Origin of the sequence: Porphyromonas bennonis DSM 23058 = JCM 16335 (genome assembly GCF_000375645.1) — a bacterium.
Classification (GTDB): domain Bacteria; phylum Bacteroidota; class Bacteroidia; order Bacteroidales; family Porphyromonadaceae; genus Porphyromonas_A; species Porphyromonas_A bennonis.
The window spans coordinates 12,799-31,267 of record NZ_AQWR01000017.1; the positions used below are offsets into that span (position 1 = coordinate 12,799).

At 59.1% G+C, this 18,469-nt stretch carries 17 protein-coding genes; 11 read left to right on the plus strand and 6 right to left on the minus strand.

The genetic code is table 11. The annotated features are described in order from the left end of the window. Window positions 1-89 precede the first annotated feature (89 nt). Window positions 90-1,544 (minus strand): ATP-dependent DNA helicase, encoded by a 1,455-nt coding sequence (locus B088_RS04500; RefSeq protein WP_018107222.1) that lies wholly within the window; start codon window positions 1,542-1,544, stop codon window positions 90-92. Between the two features lie 3 nt (window positions 1,545-1,547). Further along, window positions 1,548-3,686 carry an excinuclease ABC subunit UvrB gene (uvrB, locus tag B088_RS04505; protein ID WP_018107223.1) on the minus strand — a complete coding sequence of 713 codons (2,139 nt, stop codon included), beginning with the start codon at window positions 3,684-3,686 and terminating at the stop codon, window positions 1,548-1,550. A gap of 288 nt (window positions 3,687-3,974) precedes the next feature. Between uvrB and B088_RS04510 the strand changes: the two genes are divergently transcribed. The 9 genes from B088_RS04510 to rny all read left to right on the plus strand — a co-directional run bounded on the left by B088_RS04510 (window position 3,975) and on the right by rny (window position 11,489). Further along, complete coding sequence (locus B088_RS04510; RefSeq protein ID WP_026170491.1) at window positions 3,975-4,763, plus strand: ParA family protein; 789 nt, start codon at window positions 3,975-3,977, stop codon at window positions 4,761-4,763. Continuing rightward, the gene (locus tag B088_RS04515; protein ID WP_018107225.1) at window positions 4,760-5,674 is read left to right on the plus strand and encodes a ParB/RepB/Spo0J family partition protein; all 915 of its coding nucleotides are present in this window, start codon (window positions 4,760-4,762) and stop codon (window positions 5,672-5,674) included. Before B088_RS04510 ends, B088_RS04515 begins: the two co-directional genes overlap by 4 nt. A 69-nt stretch (window positions 5,675-5,743) precedes the next feature. Further along, complete coding sequence (locus B088_RS04520; protein WP_155802310.1) at window positions 5,744-6,409, plus strand: DUF5683 domain-containing protein; 666 nt, start codon at window positions 5,744-5,746, stop codon at window positions 6,407-6,409. An 8-nt stretch (window positions 6,410-6,417) separates the two neighbouring features. After that, window positions 6,418-7,878, plus strand: a complete 1,461-nt coding sequence (locus B088_RS04525) for a lytic transglycosylase domain-containing protein (protein WP_026170492.1) — start codon at window positions 6,418-6,420, stop codon at window positions 7,876-7,878. A gap of 14 nt (window positions 7,879-7,892) precedes the next feature. Further along, window positions 7,893-8,066, plus strand: a complete 174-nt coding sequence (locus tag B088_RS08580; RefSeq protein ID WP_018107228.1) for a hypothetical protein — start codon at window positions 7,893-7,895, stop codon at window positions 8,064-8,066. A 172-nt stretch (window positions 8,067-8,238) separates the two neighbouring features. After that, window positions 8,239-9,123 carry an ACP S-malonyltransferase gene (gene fabD, locus B088_RS04530; protein WP_025081718.1) on the plus strand — a complete coding sequence of 295 codons (885 nt, stop codon included), beginning with the start codon at window positions 8,239-8,241 and terminating at the stop codon, window positions 9,121-9,123. Between the two features lie 17 nt (window positions 9,124-9,140). Beyond that, window positions 9,141-9,464, plus strand: coding sequence for a hypothetical protein (locus B088_RS04535; protein WP_018107230.1), 324 nt, complete (start codon window positions 9,141-9,143; stop codon window positions 9,462-9,464). A gap of 43 nt (window positions 9,465-9,507) precedes the next feature. Beyond that, on the plus strand, window positions 9,508-9,840 hold the full coding sequence (gene zapA, locus B088_RS04540; RefSeq protein WP_025081717.1) for a cell division protein ZapA: 333 nt from the start codon (window positions 9,508-9,510) through the stop codon (window positions 9,838-9,840). Window positions 9,841-9,878: 38 nt separating this feature from the next. After that, on the plus strand, window positions 9,879-11,489 hold the full coding sequence (gene rny / locus B088_RS04545) for a ribonuclease Y (protein WP_018107232.1): 1,611 nt from the start codon (window positions 9,879-9,881) through the stop codon (window positions 11,487-11,489). 177 nt (window positions 11,490-11,666) lie between these two features. Here rny and B088_RS04550 read toward each other — a convergent pair whose 3' ends face one another. The 4 genes from B088_RS04550 to B088_RS04565 are packed head-to-tail and all read right to left on the minus strand — an operon-like array spanning window position 11,667 to window position 16,475. Further along, a complete protein-coding gene (locus B088_RS04550) occupies window positions 11,667-12,875 on the minus strand; it encodes an ABC transporter permease (protein WP_018107233.1) in 1,209 nt (402 codons plus the stop codon). After that, window positions 12,865-14,034: an ABC transporter permease gene (locus B088_RS04555; RefSeq protein ID WP_245546722.1), complete on the minus strand. Its 1,170-nt coding sequence runs from the start codon at window positions 14,032-14,034 to the stop codon at window positions 12,865-12,867. The genes B088_RS04550 and B088_RS04555 overlap by 11 nt, the downstream gene beginning before the upstream one ends. An 11-nt stretch (window positions 14,035-14,045) precedes the next feature. Further along, window positions 14,046-15,071, minus strand: a complete 1,026-nt coding sequence (locus B088_RS04560; protein ID WP_018107235.1) for an HlyD family secretion protein — start codon at window positions 15,069-15,071, stop codon at window positions 14,046-14,048. A 12-nt stretch (window positions 15,072-15,083) separates the two neighbouring features. Next, window positions 15,084-16,475, minus strand: coding sequence for a TolC family protein (locus B088_RS04565; RefSeq protein ID WP_018107236.1), 1,392 nt, complete (start codon window positions 16,473-16,475; stop codon window positions 15,084-15,086). Window positions 16,476-16,684: 209 nt separating this feature from the next. On the opposite strand from B088_RS04565, the gene B088_RS04570 reads away from it, so the two are divergent. Together B088_RS04570 and B088_RS04575 are read left to right on the plus strand one after the other, a co-directional pair. Then, complete coding sequence (locus B088_RS04570; RefSeq protein WP_018107237.1) at window positions 16,685-18,238, plus strand: acyl-CoA carboxylase subunit beta; 1,554 nt, start codon at window positions 16,685-16,687, stop codon at window positions 18,236-18,238. A 1-nt stretch (window position 18,239) separates the two neighbouring features. Continuing rightward, window positions 18,240-18,455, plus strand: a complete 216-nt coding sequence (locus tag B088_RS04575; protein ID WP_018107238.1) for a hypothetical protein — start codon at window positions 18,240-18,242, stop codon at window positions 18,453-18,455. Window positions 18,456-18,469: the final 14 nt, after the last annotated feature.

Consider the following 18,469-nt stretch of genomic DNA (forward strand, 5'->3'; position numbering starts at 1 on the left):
AAGTCCTTAAAGAGCGGGTGACTACTTCACCACGCAAGCAAGGTACTCTTTTCAGGCCGAACCGTGATGAAGATCGTGTGACTTTTCTGTTACTTGATGACAAAGGACTTGGCGAGGTGGGCGACGGACCTGGCGCGGGTGAGGGCGGTGTAGACCCAGCGATAAGCCTCGCTCTTGGGCTCCTTCATAAGCCAGACCGGCAGGTCGATGAAGACCTCGGGCCACTCGCCGCCCTGCGCCTTGTGGCAGGTGAGGGCGTAGCCGTAGCGACAGTGGAGTGCATTGAGGTAGGGATCCTCCCGGAGGGACTTCCGGAAGCCCCGAGAGCCGGGCTTGGTCCCCTCCTTCCGCATCCGGATGGCGAAGTCCTTGTAGAGCGCCTTGTAGTCGGCGGAGGAGAGTCCCGGGGCGTCCTGCTCCAGCAAGTCGAGGATCAGCAGGGTCTCGTACTCGGCACTGTCGTCGATATTCCGCACCCGGACGGGGACGAAGGTGACCCCACCGCGGACCCTCTTCCGCGAGAGGGAGACCTCGAGCACCTCGATGAGGTCGCCATTGGCGAGGCCGGTGGTGAGGTCGTTTTGGGTCACAAGGAGGAGGTCGTCCACCTCCACGGGCGCCATGTAGCCGTAGAGCTCCCTCGCGCGGCGGGAAACCTCGGCGCAGCGCTTATTGGAGAGGGAGATGAAGGTGCAGCGATCGAAGTCCTTGTCGCCAATCGCCGTAAGGTAGTCGCTCACGAGCGTCTCCTGATCGTCGCAGATCACGATGTCGTCGTAGCCCTTGAGGGGGAGGGTGCCCCACTTCACCTCCGGGGGATCGAGGTAGAGGGCGCGTATCTCGGCGGCGGCGAGGACGATGCCACTCCGGCTATCCTGCCGGACGATCTCCGTCAGCTGGCATCCTGTGGCGCGGACATCGTAGAGCATCTCCATATACTCCGGCACGAGGGCGGGCGAGTAGTCCTGCCCCACGGGCGGAAGCTGGCTGTCGTCACCGACGAAGACGAACTTCCCCTCGGGGTCGTACTTAAAGAGGTCCGCGAGGACGTTGCCGCTGCCGAAGCTGAGCATCCCGCCCTTAGTCTCCCTGTCGGAGATCATCGACGCCTCGTCGATGAAGTAGACCCGCAGCCCCCACTGCCGTTCATCATCGGAGATGGTGGAGGCGCTGAAGAGGGAGAGCATCTCCTCCGCCGGCTCCTCGTCCGGCACGGCATGGCTGCGCTCCCCCTTCTCATCCTCAAGGAGGTCCTTAATGCTGTCACCGAAGCGGTGGAAGTGGTAGATGAGCGAGTGAAGCGTCTGCGCCTCCATACCGGTGCGGAGGGTGAGCATCTTGGCCGCACGGCCGGTGCTGGCGGCAAGTACATAGAGTGCGCCGAGGTCGCTGACGTAGTCCACGAAGGAGCGGAGGAGGGTGGTCTTGCCGGTGCCGGCGTAGCCTCGGAGGACAAAGACGGTCTCGTCCTCGCTACTGACGAAGGAGCGGAAGTGATCCATCGCCTCCCGCTGTCCGGACGTCATCCAGGAGCTGTCGGTCATGGGTCAGCGCCTTTTCTTCCCCAGTTTATTCGCCTCGTGAGCCGACCGCTCGTGGTCACGGGCAGCGATGCGCTTGGCGGCACTCTTCTCCAGTTCTGTCGCCTCAGCGGAGCCGCCCTCCTCTGCCTGTAGCTCGAAGAGGATGTCTCTCAGCTGGGCGGCGGCGACGAAGTCAAGCGCCTTGGCGGCCGCCTGCATCGCCTCGCGGGTCTTCTCGATCTTGTCGGCGAGGTTGTCCGTCTTGAGGAAGTCGAGACTCTTCTCCGCCGCTGACTCCTTGGCGTGCTCGATGCGGTACTCCCTCGGGGTGGCAGCGTCGGCGGTCTTGCTCGGCCCGGTCATGTCGAGGATCGAGGTGGTGGAGGACTTGATCGCCTGATGGGGCGTGATGCCGTGCTCCTCATTGTACGCCATCTGGATCTTTCGCCTCCGCTCGGTCTCGTCCATCGTCATCCGCATGCTGTCGGTGATCTTGTCGGCGTAGAAAATGACGAGACCATTGACATTACGTGCGGCACGACCGGCAGTCTGGGTGAGGGAGCGGTGGTTGCGGAGGAAGCCCTCCTTGTCGGCGTCAAAGATCGCGACGAGCGACACCTCCGGCAGGTCGAGCCCCTCACGGAGGAGATTGACCCCGACAAGCACGTCGAAGTCTCCCCGCCGAAGCCCCTCCATGATCTCCACACGGCGGATCGTCACCACCTCACTGTGGAGGTACTCCGTCTTGATCCCGAGGTCGGCGAGGTGCTCCGCCAGCTCCTCTGCAAGCCGCTTCGTGAGCGTGGTGACGAGCACCCGCTCACTCCGCTCAATGCGGGTATTGATCTCATCGATGAGGTCATCAATCTGGTTCTTGGTCGGGCGAACCTCTATCCTCGGGTCGAGGAGTCCTGTCGGGCGGATCAGCTGCTCGACGATGATGCCGTCGCTCTTCTCCAGCTCATAATCGCCCGGAGTGGCGGAGACGTAGATGACGTCTCCCTGCATCTGCTCAAACTCGTCAAAGCGGAGCGGGCGATTGTCGATCGCCGCCGGGAGGCGGAAGCCGTAGGAGACAAGGTTTTCCTTCCGCTGTCGGTCGCCGCCATACATCCCCCGCACCTGGGGGATCGTGACGTGGCTCTCATCGATGATCATCAGGTAGTCCTCGGGAAAGTAGTCGAGGAGGCAGTAGGGTCGCTCGCCCGGCTGACGCCCATCGAAGTAGCGGGAGTAATTCTCGATGCCGGAGCAGTAGCCGAGCTCCTCCAGCATGGCGAGGTCGTTGGTGACCCGCTCGTAGAGTCGGTCAGCCTCCATCTTTTTCCCCTCCTGCTCGAAGAGGCTCGTCTGCTTGTCGAGATCCTTCTTGATCTCCGCCATTGCCCAGTCGGTCTGCTCCTTGGTGGTGACGAAGAGATTGGACGGATAGACAAAGACCTCGTCCAGCTCCTCGATCTCCTCACCGGTGAGGGGGACAAAGGAGGAGATGCGGTCGATCTCGTCGCCCCAAAACTCGATCCTGTAGGCGATCCCCTGGTAGTCCTCCACGGCGGGGAAGAGGTCGACGGTGTCGCCCTTGGAGCGGAAGGTGCCGGGCTTAAACTCCCCCTGGGCGGTCGTGTAGTAGATCTGCACCAGCTGATGAAGCAGATCGTCCCGCTCGATCTGCTGACCGGTCCGGATGAGGATCTTCTTGGCGGCGTAGTCCTTAGGATTGGCCATACCGTAGATGCAGGAGACGGAGGCGACGACGATGATGTCGCGCCGACCGGAGAGCAGCTGGGTGGTGGTGCGGAGTCGGAGCTTCTCGATCTCGTCATTGATCGACATATCCTTGGCGATGTAGAGATCGTTGGTGGGGAGATAGGCCTCCGGCTGGTAGAAGTCGTAGTAGGAGACGAAGTACTCGACAGCGTTGTGGGGGAAGAAGCTCTTAAACTCTCCGTAGAGCTGCGCCGCCAGTGTCTTATTGTGCGACAGCACTAATGTCGGCCGCTGCACCTCGGCCACTACATTAGCCGCCGTAAAGGTCTTACCGGAGCCGGTGACGCCGAGCAGCGTCTGGAAGCGCTGCCCCCGCTCTACGCCATGGACCAGGTCAGCGATCGCCCGTGGCTGGTCGCCGGTCGGTTTGTAGCTTGATATGAGTTCAAAGTCCATCTCTTCTCTCCTTCGTCTCTTCCGACAAAGGTACCAAAATAGCGCCCAAGGGAGCGGGGAACAATTGAGTGGGTCAGGGGTGTCGCATTTGAGAGACACCGTAGCCATTCATCTAATAGTGAAGAGTGGGGAACGAAGCACCCCTTGTGGGTGCCTCACGGATAAGCCCTCTATGAATATGATTACCCCAATGCTCAAAGGCGTCACCCCTGTTCCACGGGCAGAAAACCGGGGAGTATGTGATAGAATTTGCCTAACTTTGTCCCTGATCACTATCAGGCAAGTGCTATGGGCAAAGTAATAGCTATATCCAATCAGAAGGGCGGTGTCGGCAAGACAACGACGGCGATGAACCTCTCTGCGGCCTTGGTCGCCCTGGGGTGCCACGTGCTCCTTATCGACGCAGACCCGCAGGCCAATGCCACCAGCGGGCTCGGCGCTCAGGCCAAGTCCGCCGAGCTCTCTACCTACGGCTGTATCCTCGGAGATACCGACCCGAGGAAGTGCCTGATCCCCTCCACCGTGGAGGGGCTGGAGATCCTGCCATCACACACCGACCTCGCGGGGGCGGAAGTGGAGCTGGTCAATGTCCCGCAGAGGGAGTATGTCCTCAGGCGGATCACGGAGCTGCTGAAGCCGGACTTCGACTTCATCCTCATCGACTGTGCGCCCTCGCTCGGACTCATCACGATAGCTGCCCTCGCCGCCGCCGACTCGGTCATCATCCCGGTCCAGTGCGAGTACTTCGCCCTTGAAGGGATCAGCAAGCTCCTCAGCACCCTGCGTATCGTCAAGGAGCGGCTCAATCCCCCCATCGACATAGAGGGCTTCCTCATGACCATGTACGACAGCCGGACGAAGCTCTCCACGCAGGTCTATAAGGACGTCAAGAAGCACTTCAAGGACCTCGTCTTCGACACGGTCATCAATCGCAACGTCCGCATCAGCGAGGCACCGAGCTTCGGGAAGAGCGTCCTCGACTTTGACCTCTCCTCCAAGGGGAGTCAGAACTACCTCGAGCTGGCTCACGAGGTGATGGAGAACAATCACATCCAGATCCGCCGAACCATCTCATGAGTACGAACAATAGAAACAGCGCCTCCCTCGGGCGAGGACTCGATGCCCTCTTCCCCAACGACTTCGTCAATATAAAGAAGGTGGAGACCGGGGGATCCTCCTCCATCTCCGAGCTTCCTCTCAACGCCATTTATCCCAATCCTGATCAGCCTCGTGCGGACTTCGACGCTGAGACGCTCGAGGAGCTTGCCTCGTCGATCAAGCACATCGGGCTCGTCCAGCCGATCACCGTCCGAGAGGATGGCAAGGGCGAGGGGAAGTACATCATCATCAGCGGCGAGCGGCGCTACCGAGCTGCCCGACTGATTGAGCTGGAGACGATCCCCGCCTACATCCGCACAGTGGATGACGACCAGGTGGTGGAGATGGCGCTGATCGAGAATATCCAGCGCGAGGATCTCAATGCGATAGAGATCGCCCTCACATTCAGCAAGCTGATCGATGCCGACGGGCTGACGCAGGAGGAGCTGGCGACACGCGTGGGGAAGAAGCGCGCCACGGTAGCCAATTACCTCCGTCTCCTCAAGCTCCCCGCTCAGATACAGCTGGGGCTGAAGAATAGGAAGCTCTCCATGGGGCACGCCCGCGCTCTCCTCAGTATAGAGGACACAGAGCTGCAGCTGGCGCTCTACAAGCAGATCCTCACCGACGACCTATCCGTCCGAGACGTGGAGCAGATGGCGCGCGAGTACAGCACCGCCGAGCCGAGCAGTAAGGCTAAGTCGCAGGAGGCTCGTCAGGCAGCCAAGGAGCGCCTGGCACAGTACCGCAGCACCACGGACCAGATCTCGAGGAGCCTCGGGACAAAGGTGAAGATGAGCTGCAACGCCTCCGGCAAGGGTCGGATCACGATCCCCTTCGCAAGCGATGATCAGCTGCAGGAGATCCTCTCCATGCTGAGCAAGCTGTAGTGTATGTGCCGACCGAGTAGTCATCTACTGCCCATTCTCTTTCTCCTGGTCCTGAGCCTGGGGACGGGCTTGGCATACGGTAGCGAGGCGGTCGGCTCCGATACCATCCCCACGACACCCCTTCAGCAAGACACCACCATCCTCACGCCCACCAAGGCAGACGCCCTGGCAGCGCAGCAGGATAGCGCTCGGCTGATACCGACGGAGGTTCCTGTGAAGGCTGAGGTGCAGAAGACCTTCTCCCCCAGTCCCCGAGCCGCCGTCCTCTGGGCGATCATCCCCGGGGGTGGACAGGTCTATAATAGGAAGTACTGGAAGGTCCCGATCATCATCGGCGGTATGACCGCCCTCTACTACGCCATATCGTGGAATAACAACAACCTCCTCGAGTACGCCAAGGCCTACAGCGACATCAAGAGCGACGACCCGATGACCAACGACTCGTGGATCGCCTTTGTCCCCGCAGGCGCCGACCCCAATAGCTACCGGACCAACGGCTCCTTCCAAGAGACTCTCCGCCACGGACGTGACTTCTATAGGCGCAATCGCGATCTCTCCATCATTGTCTCCGTAGGAGTCTACGCTTTGTCCATCATCGATGCTTACGTCGATGCGGAGCTGGCACACTTCGACATCTCTCCGGAGCTGACGCTTCAGGCGACCCCTACCTACATTCCCTCGACCACCTTCCCCTCATCGGGCGGTCCTGCCGTCCAGGTAGCACTATCCTTTTGACCTCCTCTATGAGACGCCCTATCCCACTCCTTCTACTCCTCCTACTGATGGCGCTTGCCATGCCTCGGGCATTTGGTCAGAGCGAGGTCGAGGAGCCCGACCTGGGGCGCCTGCCGGAGAGCTTCGACATGGCGCTCGACTCGCTACTCAACTCTCGGTACAAGGAGTACTACTCCCTCAGCAAGCCACACCGACAGGCGAGCAAGCGGGAGCTGGAGAGCAAGGATCAGCTCTACCGCGACCGACTGGCGCGGATGGAGAGCGCCATACCGCTCACCTACAATCCCGCCGTGCGGGAGGCGATCGACCTCTATGTCAATCGACGGAGCAACCTCATGAGCCTGATGCTGAGCCGTGCCACCTACTACTTCCCCATCATCGAGGAGGAGCTCGACAGACAGGGGCTGCCCCTCGAGCTGAAGTACCTCGCCATCGTCGAGAGTGCGCTCAATCCCACCGCTGTATCGCGGATGGGGGCGACAGGCTTCTGGCAATTCATGCTCCGCACCGGCAAGATCTACGGTCTCACGATTAATTCGGTCATCGACGAGCGTATGGACCCCCGCAAGTCCACTCGCGCCATGTGCGAGTACTTCAAGGATATGTACGCCCTCTACGGCGACTGGATGCTCGCCATAGCGGCCTACAATTGCGGTCCCGGCAATATCAATAAGGCGATCCGCCGCTCCGGAGGGAAAAGGGACTTCTGGGAGATCTTCCCCTACCTCCCTCGCGAGACCCGATCCTATGTGCCCTTCTTCATCGCCGCATTCTACAGCATGGAGTACTACCGGGAGCACGACATTCGCCCGTCGGCGATCCACATCCCGATCGCGACAGATACGGTCCACCTCGCCCGCCGCTGCACGACGCGAGAGCTGGCGGAGATCACCAGCGTCTCTCTCGACACCATCGAGCTGCTCAATCCAATGTACAAGAAGGGGATCATCCCCGGCAACCAGCAGTCTCAGGTGATCGTCCTGCCGGCTCAGGCTGCGATCGACTTTGCCTCTAATAAGGAGAAATACTTCGCCAGTCACCATAAGAGCGAGGCGAAGGTAGAGGACAGCGCACCTGACATGGACGAGAAGCAGGCTGCTGACAGCGAGCGAGAGGTGACCTACCGCGTCCGACGAGGCGACTCTCTCGGCTCCATCGCTCGGCGATACCATGTCACTACGGCTCAGATCAAGGAGTGGAATGGTCTAAGATCAAATACGATCCACCCCGGACAGAAGCTGGTGATCCGGACCGGAGCCAAAGCCTCTGTCTCAGCCGCCAAGTCCGGCACATCGAGCAAGAAGAGCAAGAGTCGGCAGCAGAGTGCCCGCTACTACACGGTGAAGAGAGGCGACACCCTCTCCGGCATCGCCTCGAAGTACAAGGGTGTCACCGTCACCCAGATCAAGCGAGCCAATAACCTCCGCTCCAATAACATCCGCCCCGGGCAGCGACTCCTGATCCCCTAAGCTCACACGAGATTATGAGTAAGGACATCAGCGATATTGAGCGCAAACTGATTGAGAAGAGGCGCGAGTGTGATGCGCTTAAGAAAAAGCTCAGAGAGTCACAGATTGAGAGCGCGATCAACCAGGCATCCCTCGACTACCTAGCTAAGAAGCACCACATTGATCTGAAGGAGATCAAAAAAGGGTAATGGAAGATACGTCCCATTTCGGACAGCGCAGTCTCAAAAAGCAGGACTGACATCCGGTTTAGAAAACCACAAGAACAAAGCACCACAAAAGCCTTCCGATACTCCTCTCTTTTCCTTATCTTTGTGGGAGAAGTATTATAGAACCCCAATTCTTAAAGATACATACAACCATATGCTAGCATACGTATTTCCCGGCCAAGGATCCCAGCACATAGGCATGGGCATGGCCATGTATGATAATAATCCTGAGGCGATGCGCCTCTTCGATCGTGCGGATGAGATCCTCGGCTTTGGTCTGAGCAAGATCATCTTCGACGGCACAGAGGAGGAGCTGAAGCAGACCGCTGTGACCCAGCCCGCCGTCTTCGTCCACTCCTACATCTCCGCTGCCATCCTTGGCTCTGAGGAGAAGCCCGACATGGTGGCAGGACACTCTCTGGGAGAGTTTACTGCCCTCGCAGTTGCCGGAGCACTCTCCTTTGAGGACGCTGTCCGTCTGGTCCACATGCGTGCCGTAGCGATGCAGAAGGCCTGTGCCGAGGCTCCATCGACGATGGCGGCTATCATCGGTCTTCCGGATGCCGAGGTGGAGGAGATCTGCGCCAATATCCTCGACAAGCTGGTGATCCCAGCCAATTACAATAGCCCCGGACAGGTAGTCATCAGCGGCTCCATCGACGGAATCGATCAGGCAATGGAGGAGGCCAAGAAGGCGGGAGCCAAGCGTGCTATCCCGCTGAAGGTAAGTGGTGCATTCCACAGCCCGCTGATGGAGCCGGCTCGCCAGGAGCTGGAGCAGGCGATCCACCAGACTCACATCCAGACTCCCCGCTGCCCGATCTACCAGAATGTCGACGCCAAGCCGCATACCGACCCCAAGGAGATTGAGAATAACTTAGTCAAGCAGCTCACCGCACCGGTCCTCTGGTCACAGACGGTACAGCGCATGATCGCTGACGGAGCAGATCGCTTCATCGAGTTTGGTCCGGGCAACACCCTTCAGGGGCTTATCCGCCGCATCGACAGAAGCGTAACGGTAGAGGGACGCGAGGGCTGATTACTCACGCCACGTCAGTGTCAGAGAGTACCGATCATCAGTTCACCGAGGGGGATGCCCTCCATCGAGTAGAGCTAAGGACAGCCTACCTCTTAGAGCGCTACGGAGCGCTACGACAGGAGGTAGAGCTGCTTAGAGACCAGAATAGTCTGCTCCGTAGTCAGCTTGCTAAGGAGACGACCAGAGCAGAAGGACTCGAGCAAAAGCTCGCCCTCAGAGCACCCATCTCAGCTGATGACCCGGATGTACGCAAGTCTGCGGAGAGTCTCTACGGAGAGATCGATGATCTCGTGGAGACCGTGGACGATGTACTCAGACTCCTGGAGACTCACACCAAGTAACACCGACTGACACCTACCCACCACACATCACTCCACAGTCGTCATGCCTGACAAATCCCCGGATATGCAGGCAGAGACACCTGCACAGGCCCTCACCCGCGTGATCAACCTCCGCGTGGGCGAGGTGCCTATGGCTGTCACCATCCCCCGCGAGGAGGAGGCCGAAGCCGCCCTCAGAGCGGCCGCCAAGGAGCTCAATCATCTCCTCGACGAGTACAAGTCCCAGTACGATCTGACGGTCCCGGAGGCACTCACCTACGCGGCCATCCACCTCGGCAGGGACAAGTATCATTTACTCCAGCAGCAGGAGTACGCCGACTACGACAGACGTCTCTCTAAGCTGGCTGATGACCTGGACAAGACCCTGGGGAGATAGGAGAGTATATCCCAACATACAGTAAGATACAACACCATATGAGCCCAATAATAATCGCGATCATCGTCTCTATAGTCCTCCTGGCATCGGGCTGGCTTCTGCTCAATAAGCAGAACGAGCGCCATGCCCAGAGGCTCTACGAGAACGAGATCGCCAAAGCCAAAGAGGCTCGGCAAGAGTATCTCGACCAAGCCAAGATTACTCGGGACGAGTACATGGCCAAGGCGAGAGAGGACGCCGAGATGCTCAAGAGAGACAAGCTCCTCGAGATCAAGGAGGAGTTCCTAAAGAAGAAGGCAAGTCTTGCCGACGAAGTGCAGGCTCGCCAAGCCACACTACAGTCCATAGAGTCCAAGCTGAAGAAACGCGAGGAGCAGCTCGCCAAGCTCCAGGATGACATGTCCCGCCGCTCACAGGCGATAGAGCAGGAGGGAGCCAACCTGAAGAAGCAGATCGACTTCAATAAGAGCAAGGAGGCCGAGCTCGAGGCACTCCGTCACCAGCAGCTCGAGCAGCTCGAGGAGACCAGTGGACTGACCAAGGATGAGGCCAAGGCGCAGCTGATGGAGCACCTCAAGAGCGAGGTCAAGTCAAGCGCCGCCATCATGACCAATGAGATCATCGACGATGCTAAGCTCAAGGCCAATGCCGAGGCGCGCAAGATCGTCGTCAAGACCATCCAACGCATCGCCACCGAGACTGCGATAGAGAATGCGGTCACCGTCTTCCACATCGATAATGACGACATCAAGGGTCGCATCATCGGTCGTGAGGGACGCAACATCCGCGCTCTAGAGGCAGCCACCGGCGTCGAGATCATCGTCGACGACACGCCGGAGGCGATCCTGCTCTCCTGCTTCGACCCCGTCCGCCGCGAGCTGGCGCGTCTCTCGCTCCACGAGCTGGTACAGGACGGCCGCATCCACCCCGCTCGCATCGAGGAGGTGGTCGAGAAGACGGAGAAGCAGCTCGAGGAGGAGATCATGGAGACCGGTGAGCGGACCGTGATCGACCTCGGCATCCACGGCATGCACCCCGAGCTGATCCGCCTCGTCGGCAAGATGAAGTACCGCTCCAGCTATGGGCAAAACCTCCTCCAGCACAGTCGAGAGACCGCCAATCTGAGTGCCGTCATGGCTGCAGAGCTCGGCGTAGATGCCAAGAAAGCACGCCGTGCCGGACTCCTCCACGACATCGGAAAGGTGGCCGACGAGGAGCCGCAGATGCCTCACGCTCTCCTCGGTATGAAGCTCTGCGAGAAGTACAAGGAAAAGCCGGACATCTGCAATGCTGTCGGCTCCCACCACGACGAGATCGAGATGAGCACCCTCATCGCCCCCATCGTGCAGGTCTGTGATGCCATCAGCGGCGCACGACCCGGTGCACGTCGTGAGATCGCCGAGGCATACATCAAGCGACTCAAGGCACTCGAGGACCTCGCCCTCTCCTACCCCGGAGTGATCAAGACCTACGCCATCCAGGCGGGTCGCGAGCTTCGCGTCGTTGTCGGGGCCGACAAGGTCGACGATGCCGGCACCATCGAGCTCTCCAATGCGATCGCCGAGCGAGTACAGGACGAGCTCACCTACCCCGGACAGGTCAAGATCACCGTCATCCGCGAGCGCCGCGTCGTCTCCTACGCCAAGTAATCCATTTCAGACAAAAAGAGAGGGTGTGCCATCCCGTACGGATGGCACACCCTTTTTTTGCCCTCATTGGTGAGGGGCAAATCTATTACCGGTATTAGTTAATACTATTACCGGTATTAGTCGCGACTAATACCGGTAATGGAATTAAGTCTGAGGGATGGGGATGTCAGGCTATAGTCATACGGGATCCTTCGTCTGGCGTCCCTTGCGGTACTGGAAGTAGTAGCCGATGGAGGCGATCGTGAAGTAGAGCGCTGTCAGGACCCAGAGAGCCCGACACTGGTGGAGGATATCGTACAGCGAGGCACCCGTACCCAGCAGGGCGATGTATCCCTGGACCGCATGGGTGCTGGGGATCAGGTAGGCAACGGACTTCCATAGCCAGGGGATATTCTGCCACGGCCAGACGACACCGGTGAGGAAGAAGAAGACCAGCGACAGCGGGACGATGTAGATCAGCACCACCTCCCGCCTCTTGAAGAGGAAAGACAGCCCTATCGACATAAAGATCACCGAGAGCAGATAGGGGACGATAAAGATCAGCATCCTCATCGGCGTCGTCAGGATCGGTATCCTTAGACAGTAGGGTACGATACAGAGGACCCAGATACTGACCAGGAAGTAGAGCACGAAGTAGATCACACTCTTATTGATCACCATCCGCATCGGCCCATGGATCGTCGACGGTATGAGGTAGTGCGTGTCGTTGCTCTCCCTCGCAGTGGCCGCTAGCATACAGATCCCCAGGATCAGCGTCTGCTGAAGGATCAGGATCAGGATCGGCGGCATCAGGAAGGTTCCTATGCCTGCGACAGGATTGTAGTATCCCTTGCCGTCCTGATAGACCGGACGTACCTCTATGTCCGTCAGTGCCTTAGTCGGCTTCCCTGCCCGCTCCGCATGGATCTCACCGCCCATCTGGAGGGCGTTATTATTGAGTGCCACCATATAGTTCTTATAGTACAGCAGCACATTGCCGAGACTCATCAGCTCCACGTGTACCTGATCCGCACCCCGGTAGAGATCGGCCTGGAAGTCCTTCGGGATCCTGGCGTAGCCGTAGGCATCCCGGTCCATGATCATCTGCTCCGCCTGCTCTATCGTGGGGACGACTGCCACCACCTCCACCTCCTGCGAGGCGTCCACATGGCGGATGTACTCGCGGGAGAGAGAGCTGTTATCCTCATCCACCACGACCAGCTTCGACTCCTCGACTACCTCGGTATTGTAGAAGGCGGCGTAGAGGAAGGGGTAGATGATCGGGACGAAAAAGAAGAATAGCAGCACCCCGGCATCACCCTTGATCGCATCGATCTCGGTTCGCCATATCGCCTTTGTATCAGCCCTGAGGAGAGAGAGTCTCCTCCGCCACTTGTTATCGGACATAAGACACTTCTAAGAGCTCACGCTTGAGGTTATGACTGCACAGCAACGGCAGCAGGACAAAGGCTGCCAGCCCCAGGTAATAGGGAATGCTAAGCGAGAGAGGGAACCCGTTAAGCGACTGATCAGTATAGATCATATAGTAGTACCTCATCGGGAAGAGGTAAGAAAGGGGGACAAAGGGGGAGTACATCGCATCGATCGGGAAGGAGAATCCTACGATGGAGAAGGTAAGTACCCCGAAGAGACTTGCCAGACTCACTCCCAGTCTCAGGATCGGCACAAGGGTGATGAAGAAGACCCCGACTGCCTCCGCTGCCACGATCAGCAGGAGCAGTGCTAGGAGCATGGGACCCCAGCCGTTAGCAAGGGGGAAGCCGCAGAAGGTGTAGAGCATCGCCAGACAGGCGCACCCCACCACAAACCAGATCAGCGTGTGGACTGCCAGCTTGCCGGCAAGGGCGACATGCATACTGCCTCCCGCGGTCTCTAGCCACTCCTCGGCCGACTTCGCCTTGATCTCCACGCCGACAGCGTAGGCAGTCACCTGCATGATCAGCAGCTGGATGATCCCGAGGATGAGGATGTTGCTGAGGTAGACGGAGTAGTTGAGCCACTTATTCCCCTTGATCTGATCCTTGACGACAATCGGCATCACGTTGGTCATGATCTCCGTCTCCGTCTTGCCCATCAGGGTCCCCATCTGGAGCCCCACAGCGCCATTTGCCATCTCGCTGATCATGCGGAGGTTCTTATAGCTAAGGTTTCCGCCGATGATCGAGTGGTAATTGAGGTAATAATTGATGGTGGGCTGCTTGCCGGAGGAGACCCTGTCGGTAAATCCCCGAGGGATGACGAGGATGCCGAAGGCCTGATTTTGCTGCATCAGCTCACGAGCCTCGGTGAAGCTTGCCGTCCTCAGCACCACGTGGCTCTCGGAGAAGCTGTCGAGGTTGTCCACCAGCTTCCGCGTATTGGACGTATTGTCCAGGTCCACGACGGCAATGGGCAGATCCCCCGGCAGCCCCTCACCCATAAGGGTAAGGAGGAAAATGGCGAAGAACACCGGAACCACGATCATCCCCGCATAGTAGATAGAGTGGGTGGAGACCAGTCTCCACTCGCGCTGCACCACCTTCAGGAAAGGAGAGGATGTACTCACGGGACGATGCTTCACTTCAGCTGAGACCTATCGATGACGACACTCATCCCCGGCTCCAGATCCTCTATCTTATCGAGGAGCTCCGCCTTTACTTCAAAGGTGCGGAAGTCTATCTGCCCGGTCGGCTTCTTTGCCTTACGGACGGAGTAGATACCCATGTCCTTGAGATGAACCACTCTGAGGAGACACTCCCTACCGTCCAGGGCGGGGATCACCCCCTTGAGCGTCGTGCCGCGGCGGATGCCGGAGAGACGATCCTCGCTGAGGGCAAAGACGACATAGCATGAGGTGGGATCGGCGACATTCATCACCGGGGAGCCGGTGCCGACCAGCTCGCCCACATGGGGCACGATGTCAGTGACACGCCCGTCAAGGGGCGAAGTGAGGGTACCCTCGCTGACGTAGAGGTCCACCTCCTTGAGCGTCGCATCCATATTGCTGACCAGCCCCTCCGTGGTACCGGTGCGGTCGGAGAGCGCTCCACGCTTGGCGAGGTCGTAGCGACTCTTGGCAGCCGCCTCGGCCGCCTCGGCAGACCTCACGAGAGCGCGTGCCTGATCGTACTTCTGAGCAGAGACGACGCCCTCCTTATAGAGGTTCTCCACACGCTTGAAGCTGGACTGAGCCACCTCTCGGGTCACCTTGGCACTCTGCCACATCTGGAGGGCAGCCTGCTGTACCTCTGCGGGACCGCCCCCGGCGAGGGAGCGATTGAGTGCCATAGCAGAGGCACGCATAGCCTCCGCCTGCTCCCGCTTAGCGTAGACCTCGGGGGAGTATATGCGGACGAGGGTATCGCCCTTCTTGACCATCTGTCCCTCCTCCACGAGATACTCCGAGATACGACCCGGCACCTTACCTGAGATACGTATCTCATCCACCTCTACGTGACCGATCACCTCCGACTCCCGAGGGGAGAAGAAGACGAATCCTGCCAGTGCCACGAGGGCGATCACGACGAGGGTGGTGACGATGGTGACCACCATTTTATGTCTCAGCTCCTTGGAGAGGGAGCTCTTCTCTTCTGTCTGTTGCATTATCCTTATTACTTATCTGGTAAATCGTGCAGTAGGGACGTAGTGTCTGATCTTGCTCTCGCTCGACTTCAGGGCGATGGCAGCGTCGATATAGCTGTCGTAGGCAGCCGACCAGGAGGTCTGAGCCTCGGTGAGGACAAGCAGCGGGATCACCCCCTCCTTGTACCCCAGCTGAGCCTGCCTGAGGGTCTCGTCGGCGCTGGAGAGACTGAGCTTTGCGGCGGAGAGCTGCCTATAGGCCTCCTGATTGTTCAGCAGGAGCTGATGGATCTGGAGATTGATCTTCTCGCGAGCATCGGTCAGCTGCCTCTGCTTGATCCCCCGCTCGGCGGCGGCACCCTTCCTCTTGGTGATCCCGGTGTAGATGTCCGTGAGGGGGATCTGAAGTCCTACTGCCACATGCCAGCTCCCACCATACTCATCCTGCATGCCGGCAAAGAGATTGGGGTTAATGGTGGTATAGCCACCCAGCAGGACCACCTTGGGGAGGGCGTCCGCCAGCTCCACCCTTTCCTTGGCGGCAAAGATCTTATCTGCCGTCTCGAGGGCACGCACCTCGGGTCGAGCATCGATGCCACCACTGATCTCCTGCTCTGAGAGGAGGATCGGCGTGTCGATCACCTCGTTGCGGGCAGTATCCAGGGTCACCTCATCAGCCAGACGGTAGTCACTCTCCAGCCCGAGGCCGCACTTCTGCGCCAGGAGCATCTTGGAGAGAGATAGACCGTTCTCCACCTTGAGCCGCAGCTGGTTGGCATCGCTCTGCTTGACCCGTATGGAGAGTGCGTCCGCCTCGGTGGCGACACCCTCCTTGACAGCCAGGTCCACATTTGCCACCGCCTCATCGAGGAGGGCGGTGAGCTTCGTCGCCAGCTCCAGCTTACTCGACAGAGTGACCACCTGCCAGTAGGTCTCCTCCACGCTCAGCTCGAGCTCTCGCTCCTTGGTCTCCATCATGATCCCTGCCAGATCGACCGCCGAGGAGGCCATCTTGTAGCCGTTGATGATCTTGCCTCCCATAAAGATCGGCTGGACGAAGGAGACGGTGCCCACCTTGGTATTACCGAGGTCGATGGCGGTCTTGTCCTTGATCTTCTCCGGCAGGTACTGCCCCAGCCCGAGGAGCGCATGATCCCAGTCGAACGGCTGCAGGGGATCCTTGATGTGAGAGTAGGCGGCTCCCAGTGATACCTTGGGGAAGAAGTTGACCCCCACCTCGCCCTTCTTGGCCTTGGCCATATCGATCTTCAGCTCCTCAGCCTTAAGCAATTCGTTACTGGTGGTAGCCATTCGGATACACTCCTCCAGTGAGTAGACCTGCTCCTGTGCATAGACCGGAGTCAGGAGGAGAGCGGCGAGTAGCGGAGCCGTCAGACTCTCCAGGACACGTTTCAGATTTCTCATACTTTCATTACATCTCTAACCACATCTTCCCCACCGACAATACCTGGTGCAGGGAGTGAATACGGAACTCAGACGCACGTATGGGCAAAAGGTTAAATCGGTCCCGACACATTTCGGGTAAAGTGCACCCTACTCCGCTTTTGTGGGTATGCGTGAATACCTGTACCTTTGTCAGGTATAGGGAGATAATGTAATCGCACATATATATAATGAGTATACAGACAGAGAAGATCAGGGCACTCATCGAGCGAAGGGAGCAGATGCTCCTCGGAGGTGGCGAGGCTGCGGTGGAGAAGCAGCACAGCCGCCACAAGCTTACCGCCCGAGAGCGGATTGAGAGACTCCTGGACCCCGGCACCTTTGAGGAGCTGGGAACCTACGTCCGTCATCACAATGCCAACTTCGGGGCAGACAAGAAGGTCTACGACGGCGACTCGGTCGTCACCGGGAGCGGTCTCGTGGATGGTCGTCTGGTCTATGTCTATGCACAGGACTTCACCGCCTTTGCCGGCACCTGCGGCTATATGCATGCTCGCAAGATCTGCGAGGTACAGCAGCTGGCGATGAAGGTCGGGGCGCCGATCATCGGCATCAACGACTCCGGAGGAGCACGCATCCAGGAGGGAGTCAATTCGCTTGCCGGTTATGGTGAGCTCTTTGAGAATAACATCCTCGCCTCGGGCGTGGTGCCGCAGATCTCCGGGATCTTCGGTCCCTGTGCCGGAGGGGCGGTCTACTCCCCGGCACTGACCGACTTCAATATCATGGTCTCCGGCACCAGCTATATGTTCCTCACCGGACCCAAGGTGGTGAAGACGGTGACCAATGAGGAGGTGACTGCCGAGGAGCTCGGAGGAGCGTCCGTCCATACCCGCAAGAGCGGCGTGGCGCACTTCGCCGTAGAGAGCGACGAGGAGGGGCTGGAGCTGATGCGTCACCTGCTGAGCTTCCTGCCGTCCAATAATATGGAGGAGGCGCCTCGGATTGCATCGTCTGATCCTGTAGATCGTGACCTGTCGGTGCTGAATGATCTGATCCCGGACAACCCCAATACGGCGTACGACATGTATGAGGTGATCGGTCAGATCGTCGACGGGGGCGAGTTCCTCGAGGTGCAGCGCGACTTTGCCCGTAGCATCATCATCGGCTTTGCCCGCATCGATGGGCGGAGTGTCGGCATTGTTGCCAATCAGCCCGCAGCTGCCGCAGGGGTGCTGGATGTCAATTCGTCCCGCAAGGGCGCCCGCTTCGTCCGCTTCTGTGACGCCTTCAATATCCCGATCGTCAGCCTCGTCGATGTCCCCGGATTCCTCCCCGGCACCGGTCAGGAGTACAATGCCGTGATCACCAACGGCGCCAAGCTCCTCTATGCTTATGGCGAAGCGACGGTACCCAAGATTACCGTCATCACCCGCAAGGCGTACGGCGGTGCCTACATCGTGATGGGGTCGAAGCACCTCCGTGCCGACATCAATCTCGCCTGGCCCTCCGCCGAGATCGCCGTCATGGGACCCGACGGAGCGGTGGAGATCCTCTACGGTAAGGCTCTCCGTGATGCTGAGGATCCGGCTGCGCTCAAGGAGGAGCACATTCGGGAGTACCGGGAGAAGTTTGCCAACCCCTACTACGCTGCTTCATACGGATTTATCGACGACGTGATCGTCCCCGACGAGACCCGTAAGCGCATTGCCCGAGCTCTGCGAGACCTGCGCAATAAGCGTCAGGAGCTGCCGGCGAAGAAGCACGACAATATCCCCCTCTGATATGGACACTCAGCACTACGACCCCTCCATCGAGGCACTGCTCTCTCTCGGTCAGGCGATCGACACGGCACGAGGTGAGGTGGTGACCGCGATCGCACTGGCGCTGGCTGACTACGGTCGGAGCGTCGAGACCTCCGGTCTCTGCGACGAGGAGAGTAGCGAGCGGCGGTCGGGATGGTCCGACAAGTCGCTCACGATGCGCCGCCGACCTTGGTAAGGACTTACTATCAC